17 protein-coding genes and 1 pseudogene are annotated in these 15,352 nt (G+C 65.5%); 12 read left to right on the top strand and 6 right to left on the bottom strand.

The features are described 5' to 3' along the window. The first annotated feature begins 156 nt into the window (after window positions 1-156). The 3 genes from HJG53_RS12405 to HJG53_RS12395 all read left to right on the top strand — a co-directional run bounded on the left by HJG53_RS12405 (window position 157) and on the right by HJG53_RS12395 (window position 2,549). Window positions 157-906 carry a protein-L-isoaspartate(D-aspartate) O-methyltransferase gene (locus HJG53_RS12405; protein WP_171131027.1) on the top strand — a complete coding sequence of 250 codons (750 nt, stop codon included), beginning with the start codon at window positions 157-159 and terminating at the stop codon, window positions 904-906. Next, window positions 903-1,607 (top strand): HAD family hydrolase, encoded by a 705-nt coding sequence (locus HJG53_RS12400; RefSeq protein WP_368039579.1) that lies wholly within the window; start codon window positions 903-905, stop codon window positions 1,605-1,607. Before HJG53_RS12405 ends, HJG53_RS12400 begins: the two co-directional genes overlap by 4 nt. Before the next feature lie 201 nt (window positions 1,608-1,808). Next, complete coding sequence (locus HJG53_RS12395) at window positions 1,809-2,549, top strand: DUF4336 domain-containing protein (RefSeq protein ID WP_171131025.1); 741 nt, start codon at window positions 1,809-1,811, stop codon at window positions 2,547-2,549. 20 nt (window positions 2,550-2,569) lie between these two features. On the opposite strand, the gene HJG53_RS19170 is transcribed toward HJG53_RS12395, so the two are convergent. Beyond that, on the bottom strand, window positions 2,570-2,791 hold the full coding sequence (locus HJG53_RS19170) for a MerR family DNA-binding protein (protein WP_368039573.1): 222 nt from the start codon (window positions 2,789-2,791) through the stop codon (window positions 2,570-2,572). Between the two features lie 80 nt (window positions 2,792-2,871). Further along, a pseudogene (locus HJG53_RS19165) lies at window positions 2,872-3,132 on the bottom strand (MerR family DNA-binding transcriptional regulator); the annotation flags it as partial. On the opposite strand from HJG53_RS19165, the gene HJG53_RS12385 reads away from it, so the two are divergent. The 9 genes from HJG53_RS12385 (at window position 3,047) to HJG53_RS12345 (ending at window position 12,474) form a co-directional block, all read left to right on the top strand. After that, on the top strand, window positions 3,047-3,703 hold the full coding sequence (locus tag HJG53_RS12385) for a cation transporter (RefSeq protein WP_171131023.1): 657 nt from the start codon (window positions 3,047-3,049) through the stop codon (window positions 3,701-3,703). The pseudogene HJG53_RS19165 and the gene HJG53_RS12385 overlap by 86 nt on opposite strands. An 18-nt stretch (window positions 3,704-3,721) precedes the next feature. After that, entirely contained in the window at window positions 3,722-4,057 is a 336-nt protein-coding gene (locus tag HJG53_RS12380) for a hypothetical protein (RefSeq protein ID WP_171131021.1), read from the top strand. Window positions 4,058-4,117: 60 nt separating this feature from the next. Continuing rightward, complete coding sequence (locus HJG53_RS12375) at window positions 4,118-5,383, top strand: TolC family protein (protein WP_171131019.1); 1,266 nt, start codon at window positions 4,118-4,120, stop codon at window positions 5,381-5,383. After that, a complete protein-coding gene (locus HJG53_RS12370) occupies window positions 5,380-6,549 on the top strand; it encodes an efflux RND transporter periplasmic adaptor subunit (RefSeq protein ID WP_171131017.1) in 1,170 nt (389 codons plus the stop codon). Before HJG53_RS12375 ends, HJG53_RS12370 begins: the two co-directional genes overlap by 4 nt. Before the next feature lie 3 nt (window positions 6,550-6,552). Next, window positions 6,553-9,807, top strand: coding sequence for an efflux RND transporter permease subunit (locus HJG53_RS12365; RefSeq protein ID WP_171131015.1), 3,255 nt, complete (start codon window positions 6,553-6,555; stop codon window positions 9,805-9,807). Between the two features lie 10 nt (window positions 9,808-9,817). Next, a complete protein-coding gene (locus tag HJG53_RS12360) occupies window positions 9,818-10,168 on the top strand; it encodes a DUF190 domain-containing protein (RefSeq protein ID WP_171131013.1) in 351 nt (116 codons plus the stop codon). After that, a complete protein-coding gene (locus HJG53_RS12355; RefSeq protein ID WP_171131011.1) occupies window positions 10,168-11,127 on the top strand; it encodes a cation diffusion facilitator family transporter in 960 nt (319 codons plus the stop codon). Before HJG53_RS12360 ends, HJG53_RS12355 begins: the two co-directional genes overlap by 1 nt. 24 nt (window positions 11,128-11,151) lie before the next feature. Next, window positions 11,152-11,838 carry a ZIP family metal transporter gene (locus tag HJG53_RS12350; RefSeq protein WP_171131009.1) on the top strand — a complete coding sequence of 229 codons (687 nt, stop codon included), beginning with the start codon at window positions 11,152-11,154 and terminating at the stop codon, window positions 11,836-11,838. Between the two features lie 273 nt (window positions 11,839-12,111). After that, window positions 12,112-12,474, top strand: a complete 363-nt coding sequence (locus tag HJG53_RS12345; protein ID WP_254447753.1) for a copper-binding protein — start codon at window positions 12,112-12,114, stop codon at window positions 12,472-12,474. Between the two features lie 50 nt (window positions 12,475-12,524). Here the strand turns inward: HJG53_RS12345 and HJG53_RS12340 are convergent, their stop codons facing one another. From HJG53_RS12340 to arsB, 4 genes are all read right to left on the bottom strand, one after another. Continuing rightward, a complete protein-coding gene (locus tag HJG53_RS12340; protein ID WP_171131005.1) occupies window positions 12,525-12,887 on the bottom strand; it encodes a hypothetical protein in 363 nt (120 codons plus the stop codon). 102 nt (window positions 12,888-12,989) lie between these two features. Beyond that, window positions 12,990-13,340, bottom strand: coding sequence for a DUF3147 family protein (locus tag HJG53_RS12335; RefSeq protein WP_171131003.1), 351 nt, complete (start codon window positions 13,338-13,340; stop codon window positions 12,990-12,992). A gap of 14 nt (window positions 13,341-13,354) precedes the next feature. Next, window positions 13,355-13,888, bottom strand: coding sequence for a manganese efflux pump MntP family protein (locus HJG53_RS12330; protein WP_254447726.1), 534 nt, complete (start codon window positions 13,886-13,888; stop codon window positions 13,355-13,357). 402 nt (window positions 13,889-14,290) lie between these two features. Further along, window positions 14,291-15,322 carry an ACR3 family arsenite efflux transporter gene (arsB, locus tag HJG53_RS12325; RefSeq protein ID WP_171131217.1) on the bottom strand — a complete coding sequence of 344 codons (1,032 nt, stop codon included), beginning with the start codon at window positions 15,320-15,322 and terminating at the stop codon, window positions 14,291-14,293. Window positions 15,323-15,352 lie beyond the last annotated feature (30 nt).

Below are 15,352 nucleotides of genomic sequence, written 5' to 3'. Positions count from 1 at the left end.
GTACCGCTTGTGACTTGCTCCCCGACCGGCGCAGCGATTTGCGCCACCCGCTCGACAGGCACAGCAGCGCGCGGCGGAGCGAGATGCCGGCGCATCCGAGCGCTGCTGCCGGTGTCGATTCGAGTGATATCCCTCGCCGCGGTAACGCTTGTCAGCATGACTGGCGCGATGGCATCGGGCCGGTTCAAGCCGTTGCGCCTGGCCATGGTCGCAAGAATCGAAGCGATCGTGCGCGACGACGCTCCGGCAGCCGACAATGACGAACTGCGGCGCGTGCTTGCGGTGGTTGCTCAGGTCCCGCGTGAGGCGTTCGTGCCACACGCGCTCCGCCAACGTGCCTATCAGTTGACGCCCCTGCCGATCGGCTACGAACAGACGATTTCCGACGCCTACATCGTCGCAGTGATGACCGCGGCGCTCCGCCTTCCGCCCAACGCCGAAGTGCTCGATGTCGGAACCGGGTCCGGCTACCAGGCCGCCATCCTGTCGCCGCTCGCGCGACGCGTATCGTCGATTGAAATCGTCGCGCCGCTCGCGCGCGATGCAGCGCGGCGCTTGCGCCGACTGCGCTATCGCAACATCAATGTGCGGGCAGGCGATGGTTTCCAGGGCTGGCCCGAACATGCCCCGTTCGACGGCATCGTCGTAGCGGCCGGCGCGGCGGAGGTTCCGGCGCCGCTGCTCCAGCAACTGAAGCCCGGAGGGCGTCTCGTTATGCCCATCGGGCCCAGTTTCGCGCAGGAGCAAGTGCTCGTCTATACCAAGAAGCTGGATGGCGGAATCGAGCGCTGCTCGCTTGGCTGGGCGATGTTCGTGCCGCTGACGGGCCGTGGAGAACGCCCTCCGCATCTGGTCGGGTTGATGGATCGTTCGATCCCCTTGTGCTTCGGGGCCGAAGTCACGTGAGATCACAAACACCCAGCACAGTGCTTTCCCCTCAGCACCACTGGTCCGTCTTCGATCTGGACCGAACGCTCACCCGCAGGCCGACCTATACCGGCTTTTTGCTCTTCGCGGCTTGTCGGCTCGCGCCTTGGCGCACGCTGCTGGTGCCGGCAGTGCTCGGTTCGATGCTCGCCTATGCGACAGGTCTGCTTTCGCGCAAACGTCTAAAAGAGATCGAACACCGCCTTCTGCTGGGCCGCCATGTTCAGGCGGATGCCATTCGCCAAGTTGCGCGCGATTTTGCCGCTCGCGCGGAGAAAGGCGGATTCCATGCCGATGCTCGCGCGAGGATTCGGCGCGAGCGCTTCGAAGGCCGGCGAGTGATCGTCGCCACGGCTGCCAACTCCGTCTACGCAAACGCACTCGTCGCCGCGCTTGGAGTGCACGACGTGATCGCCACCCGTTCGATGTGGGACAAGGACGTGCTGATCGCCGCCATTGATGGCGAGAACTGCTATGGCCCCGCAAAACGTGACATGTTGGCGGATCACCTGAGGACGTGCTCGATAGAACGCCAAGCCGTTCATATCCGCTTCTTTTCCGACCATATTTCAGATCAGCCGACCTTCGAATGGGCGGATGAGGCAATCGCAATCAATCCTTCCAAGCGCCTTCGCCGGCTGGCGCAGTCGCGCGGTTGGCCAATCCTCAGGTGGCGATGAAGCGGGCCTGGTACAGCTACTCCAGAATCGACCTAAAGACCGTCCCGGGACGACGCTATGCATGTCGTGCCGAGCCGAAACCTCTCGATCAGCCTCACCAACTGGTTCGGCGGAATCCACGCGACCATGACGGCAAGGATTTGATGAAGTCGCCGACGGGACATAAACAAGCGACCGCGGGGAGTTCCGGGGAGGTTGGCTGTGCCTACGGCGCTCTACGAGCCTATCAATGTCTACAAGCCGATCGCCTCGGGCATCGGCATCGTAGACGGGCCCATCGAGCATCTGGTCATTGCAGGCGTGATATTGCCGTTGCCCTTCACCACGCGGATGACGGTCGTTCTCCTCTCCAATGGCGAACTCCTCCTTCATTCGCCGATCAGGTTCGACAGGGCTTTGGCGGATGAATTGCGGGGCCTGGGTAAGATCCGGCATCTCGTCTCCCCAAATCAGTTTCATTATGCCCATATCGCCGAATGGGCCCGCGCCTTTCCCGACGCCATCACATGGGCTTCACCGGGGGTCCGCCGGCGGGCGTGTGCCCGACGCGCCAATGTGATGTTTGTGCGAGACCTCGGCGACAAGCCGCCCGAGGAATGGGAGCCCGACTTGGACCAGACGCTCTTCCCGGGCGGCTATTTCAAAGAATTCCTCTTCTTTCATCGGGCATCGAGTACGCTGATCGTGACCGACGCGATCATCAACATCGAGCTTCAGAAGATGCCGGAGCCGTGGCGGACCGCCACCAAAATCAGCCGCATGCATGCTCCTCGCGGAGGACTGTTTTTCGGTATGCGCCTGCCGTGGCTCCTTCACCGCCGCAAGGCGGCCGCTGTGCGGGCGACGCTTCGGCAATGGAACCCGCAACGGCTCCTGCTCAGTCACGGGAAATGTTTCGAGTCAGGCGCTGACGAAGCGGTCCGAAGGCTGTTCGGAGGCTAACCAAAGGGCCGACCGGGTGCTTACGCACCCAATCCTTCGACGATGCGGCACTCCGCGACCGATCCGCCGCTGCACGACGCAATCAATGAACTCAGTTCGCGATGGAGAATGGCCAGGTCGTTTAGCTTCCGCTCGACCTCGTCGAGATGCACGCGCGCAATCTGGTCGATTGCTGCGCAATCGCGCTCACGGTTGCTCGCAAGGTCGAGCAGGGCACGGATCTGGTCCAGCGAGAAACCCAAATCGCGTGCTCGCCGCACGAAGACAAGCGCGCGAGCGCGTCCCGGTCATAGGCGCGATAATTCGAGCCGGTCCGCATAGGCGGGTCAATCAGTCCGATCTTTTCGTACCACCGGACTGTCTCCGCCTTGATGCCGGTCCGCCGCGCCAGCTCCCCAATTTTCAGCTGCAACGATTTCTCTCCTGCTCGGCTCTTGACCCTGTAGCGACTACAAGGTGCATATGGGCAGCCCGGGTCGCGAATTCGAGGTAGCCAAATGGCCTGCAGCAGTTGTGCATCTGAATCGAAGGGCGGGCTCAATGATCCGCGGTGGCGGCGTGCGCTCTGGATTGCGCTTATCATCAACGCCGTGATGTTCGCGGGCGAGATCGTGGCGGGCGCCGCTGCGGGATCCAAGGCACTGCAGGCCGACGCGCTCGACTTCCTCGGCGACTCAGCGAACTACGCCATCAGCCTCGGCGTGGCCGGAATGGCGATCGGCTGGCGAGCCAGGGCTGCGCTGCTGAAAGGCGGTTCGCTGGCCCTGCTGGGCCTCTACGTCTTCCTGTCCACCGTCTGGGCGATCTGGAACGGCCGCACGCCCGAAGCCGAGGTGATGGGCATCGTTGGCCTGCTCGCGCTCGTAGCCAATGGCGTCGTCGCCATGATGCTCTATCGCTTCCGCACGGGCGACGCGAACATGCGCTCGGTCTGGATCTGCTCGCGCAACGACGCCATCGGCAACATCGCGGTCGTGCTCGCGGCAGCCGGTGTGTTCGGGACCGGAACCGCCTGGCCAGACCTGATCGTTGCCGGGATCATGGCGATGCTCGGCCTCACCGGAGGCGTTCAGATCATCGTCCAGGCGGTGGGCGAGCTCCGAAGCCCCGAATCGGAAGGAGAGCGGACAGATGCTCCCCTTTCCCGGATTTAGCTGCTAAGCCCCGCCGCCATGCGTCGCCTGCTGGCCTCGATCGTCGCGATGATGCTGGTCCTCACCCTGGGGATGAGCACGATCGCGCACGCAGCGGAGCCAGTCCTCTGCGCCGATACGACAACGGGCGAAAGCATTTCCCACTACGAAGGGGATGGCGATCAGGTGCCGGCTGACGCCGACAGAGCCGTGCCGCACCACCATGGCGGATGCCACGGTCATCACGTGGCGGTGCCGGATACCGGCGGCGCCTCGATCGAGGCCGTGCGGCCTCCAAGCCGCTTCATCGCGGTCAAGGAAGCGGAACATCCATCCGCGCTGAAGCAAGCCGCGCTCAGACCACCAATCGCCTGACGTCCACGCCTGATCCCGCGCGCCCGCGCGGGCTCCGTCGTCACGTCAGGAGTCTATCGAATGTATCGATTGTTCGCGGCCGCTTTGGCTGCGGCGTCCTGTGCAGCCATCGCGCAGGCGCAAACACCGCCACCGGCGGAAGCTGGGGCCGTCCTCACGCTTGAGGACGCGCTGGCTCAGGCCGGCGCAACCTCGCCCTCGACCGAAGTGGCCACGGCCGGCGTGCGCGCCGCCGAGGCCGCCAGAACCGTCGCCGGGCTTCGCCCGAATCCGACCTTGGAAGTCCAGTCCGAGAATATCGCCGGGACCGGCGACTTTCGCGGCCTGTCCAGCGCGGAAACCACGGTCGGCGTCGCCCTGCCGCTCGAACTTGGCGGCAAGCGCTCGGCCCGGGTCGCGGTTGCGGACGCCAGAACCGACCGTGCCCGGATCGAGGCGGCGATCGCGCTCGCCGACCTTCGCCTGCGCGTCACCCAGGCATTCACCGAAGCGGCGGCGGCCGAGCGGCGGCTCGCCATCGCCGAAGACCAGGCCCGAATCGCCGCGCAGAACCTCAAGAACGCGACCGACCGCGTGGATGTCGGAGCCGCGTCGCCGATCGATCAACAGCGGGCAACCGTCGCCCAGGTAAACGCGGCAGCCGCACTCGAGAGCGCCCGGCGCACGGTCGAGCTGTCCAGGGTCAATCTGGCCAGGCTGACTGGGCGGCCGTTTCCCGGCGGCCTCGACCTCACCTGGTTCGAACGTCTGCCGGCGACAGGACCGCAGCCGGCGATCAGCGCCGACAGAACCCTAGCGCTCGCGGCGGCCAGCGCCGACCTCGCGACTGCGAACGCACAGGTGCGGCTTGCCCGTGCCCAGCGGGTGCCTGACCTGACTGTGAGCGCAGGGGCCCGGCGTCTCAGCGCGAGCAACGACACCGCAGCGGTTGTTGGCGTCTCCATTCCGATCCCGCTGTTCAACAATGGCCAAGCGGCAGTCGGGCAGGCGCGCGCCGAGCAGAACCAGGCCGAAGCGCGCCGCCGGCTTGCGCGGCTAGAGGCCGAACGAGAGATCGCGCAGGCCGAGACGGACCTCGCCAACGCAGCGGCGACCGCTCGCGCGACGACTGGCCCCGGTCTCTCTGCGGCGCTCGAAGCCGCTCGGATCGCGCGGATCGGCTACGGCCAAGGCAAGTTCGATCAGCTCCAGCTGCTCGAAGCCGAACGCACGCTCGCCGAGACACGCGCCGCCGCAACCCAGGCGCTCCAAACCTATCACGACGCCACCGCTCGCCTTGAACGGCTGACTGTCCCGGCGCCCCAACTCTCCGGAGATAATCGATGAATTTTGACGACAAGCGGCTGCTCGGTGGCGTCGCGGCAGCGGTGCTGGTCGCCGCTGCCGGCGGCTTCACGGTCGCGCGCTGGACCATGGATGCACCGACTACCGCCGAAACGGCGCAGACGGATGCGCCGGAGGAGAAGGCCGAAGCGGCGCCTAACGCTGTGACGATGAGCCCCGCCGCGATCCAGGATGCCGGGATCGCAACCGAGGCCATCAACCCTGGCGGTCTCGGCGCGGAGATCATTTCGCAAGCGACCGTCACTGCCTCGCCCCAAGGCGAAGCGGTCATCACCGCCCGCGCGGCAGGCGCAGTCACGCGCGTGTTCAAGCGGCTCGGCGATCCGGTCGCGGCCGGCGAAGCGCTCGCGATCGTCGAAAGCCGTGATGCAGCGCAGATCGCGGCGGATCGGACAGCCGCTGCCGCGCGCGCGAACCTGGCGCAGAAGTCGCTTGCCCGCGAACGCTACCTCTATGATCAGAAGGTCTCCGCTCGCGTCGATCTGGAGCGTGCGCAGGCGGAAGCCGCAGCAGCGGCGGCGGAAGCCCGACGTGCTCAGGTCGCGGCCGGCGCCGCAAATGTGACGCGTGACGGACGTGGCGTCGTCGTTGCCAGCCAGATCGCCGGCCGGGTCACGTCGGAAAACGTGACGCTCGGCGCCTTCGTCCAGCCTGAAGCCGAGCTCTTTCGCGTCGCGAACCCGCGCCTGATCCAGGTCGAGGCGGCGATCAGCCCGGCTAATGCCCAGCGAGTGCAGCCGGGCGACCGCGCCATTGTCGAGCTTCCCGACGGGCGGACGGTGAATGCACGCGTGCGCGCAGTGACGCCGTCCCTGCGTGGCGAAACGCGCACTGCGACCGCCGTCCTCGATGTCGAGGGCGGCAGTCTTACGCCCGGCCTCGCCGTCCGTGCCAGGATCGTGCCGACGCAGGGTGAGCGCTCGGGCGCGATCGTTGTGCCGGAAGAAGCCGTGCAATCTCTCAACGGTCAGGATGTGGTATTCGTGCGGACCGCCCAGGGCTTCAAGGCCGCGCCGGTTCGCACGGGCGAGCGCAGCGCCGGACGAATCGAGATCGTCTCCGGTCTCGCGCCGGGTCAGACGATCGCGACCATCAACGCATTCCTGCTCAAGGCCGAGCTCGGCAAGGGCGCGGGCGAGGAGGAATAGGCCATGATCGCGAATCTGATGGCGCTCTCCGTCCGCGCGCGCTGGGCGGTGCTCTTCCTCTTCCTGATCGTCGCCGGCATCGGCGCATGGCAGTTGACCAAGCTGCCGATCGATGCCGTCCCCGACATCACCAACAAGCAGGTCCAGATCAACACCATCGACCGAGGCCTGTCGCCGGTCGAGATGGAAAAGCGCGTGACCTTCCCGATCGAGACCGCGCTGGCCGGCATTCCCGGGCTGGAGACGACCCGTTCGCTATCGCGCAACGGCTTCAGCCAGGTGACGGCGATCTTCAAGGATTCGACCGACCTCTATTTCGCCCGCCAGCAGGTGAGTGAGCGGCTGACCCAGGCGCGCGACACGCTGCCTGACGGCGTCCAGCCGCAGATCGGGCCGGTTACGACCGGCCTAGGCGAAGTGCTGATGTATTCGGTCGATTTCGCAAACCCCGCCGGAAAGGGAGCGAGGATCCGGAACGGACGGCCCGGTTGGCAATCGGACGGCAGTTTTCTGACGCCCGAAGGCGACCGCCTGATCGACGAAGTCGCGCGCGCGGCCTATCTGCGCACGGTCCAGGACTGGATCATCCGGCCGCAACTTCGAACCGTCACCGGCGTCGCGGGCGTCGACTCGATCGGGGGCTACGCCAAGCAATATGTCGTCGAGCCCGATCCGGTTAAGCTCACCTCATACGAAATCTCTTATGCGGAGCTCGCCAAGGCGCTCGAGGCGGCAAACCTCGCGGTCGGCGCCAACTACTTCAGCCGGGGCGGCGAAGCGTTTCTGGTGCGCGCGGACGCGCGGGTCCGCGACATCGACGAAATCGCCGACGCAATCGTCGCCACGCGCGGCGGCCTGCCGGTCGCCGTCAAGGACGTCGCCACCGTGAAGGTCGGCGGCGAGCTTCGCACCGGCGCGGCAAGCCTCAACGGCCACGAGGCCGTGATCGGCACCGTGCTGATGCTGATCGGTGAAAACAGCCGCGTCGTCGCGCAATCGGCCGGCGACAAGCTCGACCAGATCGCAAAATCGCTCCCGGCCGGCGTCACGGTGACGCCGGTGCTCGACCGCTCGAAGCTGGTCAATGCGACGGTCGAGACGGTCCAGCGCAACCTGACCGAAGGCGCCATTCTGGTGGCCGCGTCGCTATTCCTGCTGCTCGGCAACGCACGGGCCGCGATCATCGCCGTGCTGATCATCCCGTTTTCGTTCCTGATGATGGCGATCGGCATGAACGCGTTTGGCGTGCCCGGGAACCTGATGAGCCTTGGCGCGCTCGACTTCGGCCTGATCGTGGACGGGGCCGTGATCATCATCGAAAACTGCCTTGCCCGACTGGCTCACCGTCAGGAGCATGAAGGCAGGCTTCTGACCCTTCGCGAACGGCTGGAGGAGACCCTGCGCGCCTCGCAGGAGATGATCCGGCCAACCGTTTTCGGCCAGGCGATCATCCTGCTCGCGTTCGCACCGCTGCTGATGTTCACCGGCGTCGAGGGCAAGACCTTCTCACCAATGGCGATCACGATCATGCTGGCACTCGGCGCGGCCTTCATCCTGGCCCTGACCCTGGTCCCGGCAATGGTTGCCTTGCTGATCCGGGGCCGCGTCGCCGAAAAGGAGGTCCGGTTCATCGCCTGGGCCAAGGACCGCTATGCGCCCTGGCTTCGGAGGGCGGTCGATCGGCCATGGCCTTTCATCGCCGCCGGCTTCGGCTTCTTCCTGTCTTCCATGCTGCTCTTCGGCCTGCTCGGACAGGAGTTCATTCCGCAGCTGGACGAGAAGAACATGGCGCTCGCCTCGACGCGGGTGCCGTCGGTTTCGCTTGAACAGTCGCTGACCATGCAGCGGGGCGTCGAGCGTGCGGTCACGTCGCTTCCCGAGGTCGCGCTGATGTTCTCGAAGACGGGCACCGCCGAGGTCGCGACCGACCCGATGCCGCAGAATATCTCGGACGGCTTCGTCATCCTGAAGCCCAAGGAGGACTGGCCCGCCGGCGTTGATACGAAGGCCGACGTCCTCGAGCGAATCGAGGCGAAGGCCAATTCGAGGATCGGACAGACTTACGAGATGAGCCAGCCGATCCAGCTTCGCTTCAACGAACTGATCGCCGGCGTTCGCGGCGACGTCGCGATCAAGCTCTACGGGGACGATCTCGACAAGATGGGTGCGACCGCCCAGCAGATCGTCCGGGTTCTCCAGTCCATTCCTGGGGCCGCTGACGTCAAAGCCGAGCAGACGGCGGGCTCGCCGACGCTCGACGTCCGCTTCGACCGTGCCGCCATCGCCCGTTACGGCCTGACGGTCGAAGACGTTGCCGACACCGTCGCGGCCGCCATGGGCGGTCGCGAGGCCGGCATGCTGTTCGAGGGCGACCGGCGCTTCGAGATCACGATCCGGGTGCCCGAGGCGACGCGCGAGAACCTCGACGCGGTCGCAGCACTACCCGTCATGCTGCCCGAAGAAGCCGGAGAGCGGCGCGGCTCGATACCGCTTGCGCAGGTGGCGCAGTTCAGGTTCAGCGAAGGACTGAATCAGATTAGCCGGGAAAACGGCAAGCGGCGCGTTGTCATCCAGACGAACGTGCGCGGTCGCGATGTCGGCTCTTTCGTCGAGGAAGCGCAGCGCAAGGTCGGCCAGGTCCAGCTTCCGCCGGGCTCCTACCTCGAATGGGGCGGGCAGTTCGAGAGTCTGCAGGCGGCGTCGAAACGCCTGTCGGTCGTGGTGCCACTCTGCTTCGCTGCAATCTTCGGCCTGCTCTATATGGCACTGGGCGGATTCGCTCGCGCGGTTGCCGTGTTCCTGGCGGTGCCGCTCGGGCTTGCCGGCGGCGTCTATACGCTGGCGCTGACCGGCATTGCCTTCTCGGTGTCGGCGGCGGTCGGCTTCATCTGCCTCGCCGGCGTCGCGGTGTTGAACGGCTTGGTCGTGATGAGCGCGATCCGCGACCGGATCGATGCCGGGATCGCACTGTCGCAAGCGATCGTCGAGGGCATGGCCGAGAAGATGCGCGCGGTCATCATGACCGGCTTCGTGCCGGCGATCGGCTTCATTCCGATGGCGCTTGCGCACGGCACCGGCGCAGAGGTCCAGAAGCCGCTCGCGACAGTCGTGATCGGCGGGCTGGTGGCGGCAACGATCCTGACGCTCCTGGTGTTGCCGGCCATCTCGATGGTGGTGCTCGGCCTCGGCGAACGCTGGGGACCGCGGAAGCCTGGCGAAGGTCTGCACCCGTCCCCGGAACCGGTGCTCGCGAGTTGAGGAGAGACTGATGACCGAACCCATCAAGCTGCTTCGGATCTATACCGACGAGGCCGCCTATTTCGGCGACCGCAAGGTCTTCGAACTGATCGCGAGCCGTGCCCGTGAGGCCGGGCTGGCGGGCGTCACCATCCTGGAGGCGCTGCTCGGCTTCGGCCGGGCGGCGCACGTCCACCGCCGGCATGTTCTCGAAAGCGATCGCGCCGTCGTCATCGAGATTGTAGACGCGGAAACAAAGCTGCGGGCGTTCGCATCGGAACTGTCCGACATCCCGGATGTCGGGCTGGTCACGTTGGAAGCGGTCGAGGTGATCGGCGGGACTGCGGCGCGGCAACTGGGTCAGACCGGGGAGAGCGACTGATGGCGGCGCACGATCATGCCGGACACGCTCACGGACATGACGATGGCGGCCACGACCACGGTGCACACGGCCACTCCCACGCGCCGAAGCACTTCGGGAAAGCCTTCGCGATCGGGACCGCGCTCAATCTCGGCTTCGTCGTCGTCGAGGCGGCATTCGGACTGCTCTCGGGCTCGATGGCGCTGCTCGCCGATGCCGGTCACAACCTCAGCGACGTTCTGGGGCTGCTGATCGCCTGGACTGCCGCGATCCTGTCGCGGCGCAGGCCGAAAGGACGCTACACCTACGGGCTGCGTGGCTCGTCGATCCTGGCGGCCTTTCTCAACGCCCTGTTCCTGCTGGTCGCGATCGGCATCATCGCCGTCGAGGCGGTGCGGCGCTTCTTCGAGCCTTCACCCGTGGCAGGCACCACGGTGATGATCGTTGCTGCGATCGGCATTCTGATCAACGGCGCTACGGCGTTCATGTTCATGAGCGGCAGCAAGGGCGACCTCAACATTCGGGGCGCCTATCTGCACATGGCGGCGGACGCTGCCGTGTCGGCTGGCGTCGTCGTCGCCGGCTTCCTGATCGTTGCGACCGGCTGGACCTGGGTCGATCCCGTCGTCAGCCTCGTCATCGTCGCGGTGATCGCGGTGGGAACATGGGGCCTGCTTCGAGATTCAGTGAATATGAGCCTGCAGGCGGCGCCTGAAGATATCGAGCCCGGCGAGGTCGGCGAGTATCTGCGCGCACAGCCGCGCGTCGCAGGCATTCACGACCTGCATATCTGGCCGATGAGCACGACCGAGACGGCACTGACCGTGCACCTTCATGTTCCGGGCCCCTATCCTGGAGACGCCTTCGCCGCCCGCATCGCTCGGGAGCTCAAGCAGAAATTCGGGATCGATCATCCGACGATCCAGATCGAAACCGATCTGACGGTCGACTGCGCGCTGGAGCCCGACCACCTTGTCTAGGACGGCCAGGAAAAGAGGCGGGACATGACGGGCCTCCTCTACACGTTGATCCCGGTCGCTGCCGTCATTCTTGGCGCGCTGGCGACCCTTCAATGGAAGCCGGGACCATCGGTCACGAGCGGTGTCCAGCACCTTGCCGCCGGCGTGGTCTTTTCAGCGGCGGCCGTCGAGATCCTGCCGCAGATCGTGCACACGGCTTCGCTTCCCGCGACATTCGTGGGCGGTTCGCTTGGCGTGATCGTGATGCTTGGCATCAAGGCGCTCGAGGGCCGGTGGCGCGGCCCGGTGGGGCTGCTGGCCGCGATCGGGATCGACATCTTCGTCGATGGGCTAGTCCTCGGTCTTGCCTTTATCGCCGGCGAGAAGGCCGGTTTGCTCCTCACGATCGCGCTGACGCTTGAAGTGCTGTTCCTCGGCCTGACGGTGACAGATGAGTTGGGCGAGTCCTTCGCTTCCAAAACCAGAGTGATTGTCATCTCGGTGGCGCTCGCTCTGCTGCTTCCTCTCGGAACGCTCGTAGCGACGCCCGTCGCCCTGCTACCGCCCGCCGTCGTCGCCGCATTCCTGACGTTCGGGTTGATGGCGCTGCTCTACCTCGTGACCGAAGAGCTGCTCGTTGAGGCGCATGCGAAGCCCGATACGCCGCTAATTTCAGCGATGTTCTTCGTCGGATTTCTGGGCCTGCTGCTGGTCGAGGAGGCCATCGTCTGAAATGGTGCAGCCGCGCAACCAAGGCACCCGGTGGGATGCGGACACGGATGCTGAGCTCGTGCGGCTGATCCGGGCCCGCACAGCTGTCGTGGAGATCGCCCGAAAGCTCGGACGCACGCAGGACGCCATACGCGGCCGCGCCTGGCAGCTGCGCCTGACGCTGCCGTCGACTTTGCGGCCATGGCGAAAGAACCTAGTCTCCGGGAGCCGGGGTTCGTGAAACGTCCTCCGGAGCAATGGCCGGTGCGGAATGAAGGAGCAGCCTTGCGGGCGATGCGGTGCTTAGGTCGAACAGGCACTGCGGTCGTTCTCGCCGCTCTGCTGGTTGGCGGATGCAACGCACCCAAACGCCCCAAGGGCGAGGATCCGTTCGGTCACACGCAATCAGGTCACGACCGGGGCTTACCGCGTGTAAAGGGAAGCGGCACGATCGTTGCCATCGACGAGGTGCGCCGCACGATCATCATCAGGCATGCGGGCATTCCACGGCTGAACATCCCGGCGGGCGAGACCCTGTTTCCGTATCGCGACGATCTTCCTGGCGGGACCGCCGCCGGCGATAACGTCTCGTTTGAGATCGAACTGAAAACCGGCCGACCGGAAGTGATCGGGCTCGGATCTCCGATTGCCGGGTAACAACCAAGGCGCAGCCGGCACCGGTCGCAATCTCGGCTGGTAATCGGTGGCTAGCCGATCGTCGTGCGAGTGCAGAGGCGCTGTCGTTCTCCAGGGCCGACCAGCAGCAGCTCGCGTTCCTTCATGGTCGCACGCGTGCCGGCGCCGACAAAGTCCGTTCCCTGGCTTGGTGCAGTCAGAACCAGTGGCGACGAGCCTGGCGCCGTTCGGATCTCGATCGACAAACCCTCATGACCGAAGTCGACAAACAGGACCGAACCATCGCGACAACGATATTCGTGCGTCGCGGCATCGTGCCCGCCCGCGGAAAGTTCTTCGGCGTGCAGCTCCTGCTCGGTCTTCGCCTGATGCTTCGGACTGGCCGAACAAGCCGCTGCGGCGATCGGCAGCAGGGTCGCGACCCAGCCTAGCAAAGCTCTCCTGCGCCCAACCGACGATCTGCCCACTCTCATGCGCAGGTTCTCGCAGGTTTCGGGCAGTTTAGCGACTCTGCGCAAGAGCCTGCCGATCGCGCCTCAGATCGGCAGCCCAAAGCGCGGGCCGATCCACGCCAGGATGGTGTAAAGGATGACCGTAAGCACACACCCGGCCGTCAGCGCGATCCAGAAATCAGTGCCTGCACGCAGGAGTGCCGGGATCAGCAGGAACATCGGGAGCGACGGCAATACGTACCAGAACGTCGCCTCCGCATGTGCCGCCACGTTCGGCACGTCCGGCTTGTCTCGCCAGAGCCAGATCATTCCGAGGACCGAAACCAGCGGCAGCGAGGCGATTAGGGCACCGAAGCCAGGATACTTCTTGGCCACCGCCGAGACGATCGCGATCAGGATTCCGGAAATCGCGGCCTTCAGGATCATATACAGCATAATGTCTCGCCTAGTCAGCCGATCACGCCGGTGTGCTCGAGCAGGATCTTGGTGCCGATCGCTATCAGTCCTGCGCCTCCAAGCAGCTCGACGACCGATCCGAAGCGAGCGCCGACCGCTCGCCCGATCAGCATCCCGATTGTCGACATGCCGAAGGTTGCGAGGCCGATCGCCAGCGCAATGGCGAAAATGTTCGCATTGAGGAATGCGAGCGTGACCCCGACGGCGGCTGCATCGATGCTCGTTCCGATGGCGGTTGCAATCAGGCCCGCCAACGATGGTCGAACGGTCTCCTGATCGGAATTCGCATCTTTACGCCCGAGCGCCTCCACGATCATCTTGCCGCCGATACCGGTCAGCAGCACGAACGCAATCCAATGATCGATCGCGCTGACGAACCGCGCCGCGGTGAGCCCGAGCATCCAGCCGACCAGCGGCGTCACTGCCTCGATCGCCCCGAAGACAGCGCCCGCGCGCACGGACTGACTCACACGTGGCCGATGAACCGCACCTCGTCCTACCGCGGCCGCACACGCATCTGCGGACATGCTGAATGCGAGGATGGCAATGGAGGCTGGCGTCATGAGACACTCCGCCGGGCAAGCCGCAACGCGTCCGGTCCGGCCGGCTCGGCCCCGGATCGCGCTGGTCTTGCTAGGCGGGTAAACCCGCTGGGCGCCACGCGCCGAAGCGCGAGTATGTTGACGCCGCCCCGGCATCCGGCCGGAAGCTACTCCCCAACAATGTGACCGGATAGCAACCGCCCGCGCCTTCAGCAACAGCGCTTCACAAATAACTCGCTCGACATGCGGGCACTAGGCTTTTCAGACCGGACGCCGACGGAGGTCCCGCGGACTTCAATGGTAGCCACTGCTACGATGCGATGCTGTCGCCGGACCGAAACAAGCGCTTCACCGGCTGCTCGGCGTTCCATCGGGGGGTCCTCACGATCAACTGGCCTGGCCAGTCTCATACCAAGGCCGCGTCCGCTTCACGATCGCGACGACCGACAGCATAACTGGCACTTCGACCAGTACGCCAACAACGGTGGCCAGGGCCGCACCAGAATTGAGACCGAACAGGCTGATCGCAGCGGCAACGGCGAGCTCAAAGAAGTTGGATGCGCCGATCAGCGCGGCCGGGGCGGCCACGCACCAGGCAACTCCGAAGCGGCGGCTCAACCAATAGGCCAGGCCGGCATTGAAGTAGACTTGGATGAGAATCGGCACGGCCAGAAGCAGGATGATCAGCGGCTCGCCGAGAATGGCCTCGCCCTGGAACCCGAAGAGCATCACCAGCGTCGCCAACAACGCGGTCAGCGACACCGGGCCAAGGGCTTTCAGGAGCCGATCCAGAGCGGGCTGTCCGCCGCTGCGGAGCTGCATGCGCCGAACGGCTTGCGCGATGATGACCGGCACGACGATGTAGAGCACCACCGACAGCAGCAGCGTGTCCCACGGCACGGTGATCGATGCGACCCCGAGCAGCAGCCCCACCAGGGGCGCGAACGCGAACACCATGATCACGTCGTTGAGCGCGACCTGACTCAGCGTGTAGTGCGGCTCGCCGTCGCACAGGTTCGACCACACGAACACCATTGCCGTACAGGGCGCGGCGGCGAGCAGGATCAGGCCGGCGATATAGCTGTCGATCTGATCCGCCGGGAGCAGCGACCGGAAGAGCCAGCCGATAAAGACGGTGCCGAGCAGCGCCATCGAGAACGGCTTCACCGCCCAGTTGATGAACAACGTCACGCCGACGCCCTTCAGGTGCTGCCGTACCTGCCCGAGCGCGCCGAAGTCGATCTTCAACAGCATCGGGATGATCATCAGCCAGACCAGCACCGCGACGGGCAGGTTGACGCGCGCGACCTCGGCCGACGCGATGGCTGCAAACACGTCAGGGATCGCCCCGCCCAAAGCGATGCCGGCGACGATGCAGAGCGCCACCCAGACGGAGAGGTAGCGCTCGAACGTCGACATCGCGGGGCGGCTGGGCGCGATTGCCTTGGT

The organism is Sphingomonas sp. ID1715 (genome assembly GCF_013044515.1).
In the GTDB taxonomy this organism is placed as follows: Bacteria; Pseudomonadota; Alphaproteobacteria; order Sphingomonadales; family Sphingomonadaceae; genus Sphingomonas_B.
The sequence above is the reverse complement of the archived record's forward strand: the minus strand, read 5'-3'. Positions and strand labels throughout refer to the sequence as shown.

Excerpts from the sequence above, each read along its gene's own strand:
- HJG53_RS12405 (WP_171131027.1), top strand. The coding sequence starts at position 157 with ATGACTGGCGCGATGGCATCGGGCCGGTTCAAGCCGTTGCGCCTGGCC.
- HJG53_RS12385 (WP_171131023.1), top strand. The coding sequence starts at position 3,047 with ATGGCCTGCAGCAGTTGTGCATCTGAATCGAAGGGCGGGCTCAATGAT.
- HJG53_RS12380 (WP_171131021.1), top strand. The coding sequence starts at position 3,722 with ATGCGTCGCCTGCTGGCCTCGATCGTCGCGATGATGCTGGTCCTCACC.
- HJG53_RS12375 (WP_171131019.1), top strand. The coding sequence starts at position 4,118 with ATGTATCGATTGTTCGCGGCCGCTTTGGCTGCGGCGTCCTGTGCAGCC.
- HJG53_RS12370 (WP_171131017.1), top strand. The coding sequence starts at position 5,380 with ATGAATTTTGACGACAAGCGGCTGCTCGGTGGCGTCGCGGCAGCGGTG.
- HJG53_RS12365 (WP_171131015.1), top strand. The coding sequence starts at position 6,553 with ATGATCGCGAATCTGATGGCGCTCTCCGTCCGCGCGCGCTGGGCGGTG.
- HJG53_RS12360 (WP_171131013.1), top strand. The coding sequence starts at position 9,818 with ATGACCGAACCCATCAAGCTGCTTCGGATCTATACCGACGAGGCCGCC.
- HJG53_RS12355 (WP_171131011.1), top strand. The coding sequence starts at position 10,168 with ATGGCGGCGCACGATCATGCCGGACACGCTCACGGACATGACGATGGC.
- HJG53_RS12350 (WP_171131009.1), top strand. The coding sequence starts at position 11,152 with ATGACGGGCCTCCTCTACACGTTGATCCCGGTCGCTGCCGTCATTCTT.
- HJG53_RS12345 (WP_254447753.1), top strand. The coding sequence starts at position 12,112 with ATGCGGTGCTTAGGTCGAACAGGCACTGCGGTCGTTCTCGCCGCTCTG.
- HJG53_RS12335 (WP_171131003.1), bottom strand. The coding sequence starts at position 13,340 with ATGCTGTATATGATCCTGAAGGCCGCGATTTCCGGAATCCTGATCGCG.
- HJG53_RS12330 (WP_254447726.1), bottom strand. The coding sequence starts at position 13,888 with ATGTCCGCAGATGCGTGTGCGGCCGCGGTAGGACGAGGTGCGGTTCAT.
- arsB (WP_171131217.1), bottom strand. The coding sequence starts at position 15,322 with ATGTCGACGTTCGAGCGCTACCTCTCCGTCTGGGTGGCGCTCTGCATC.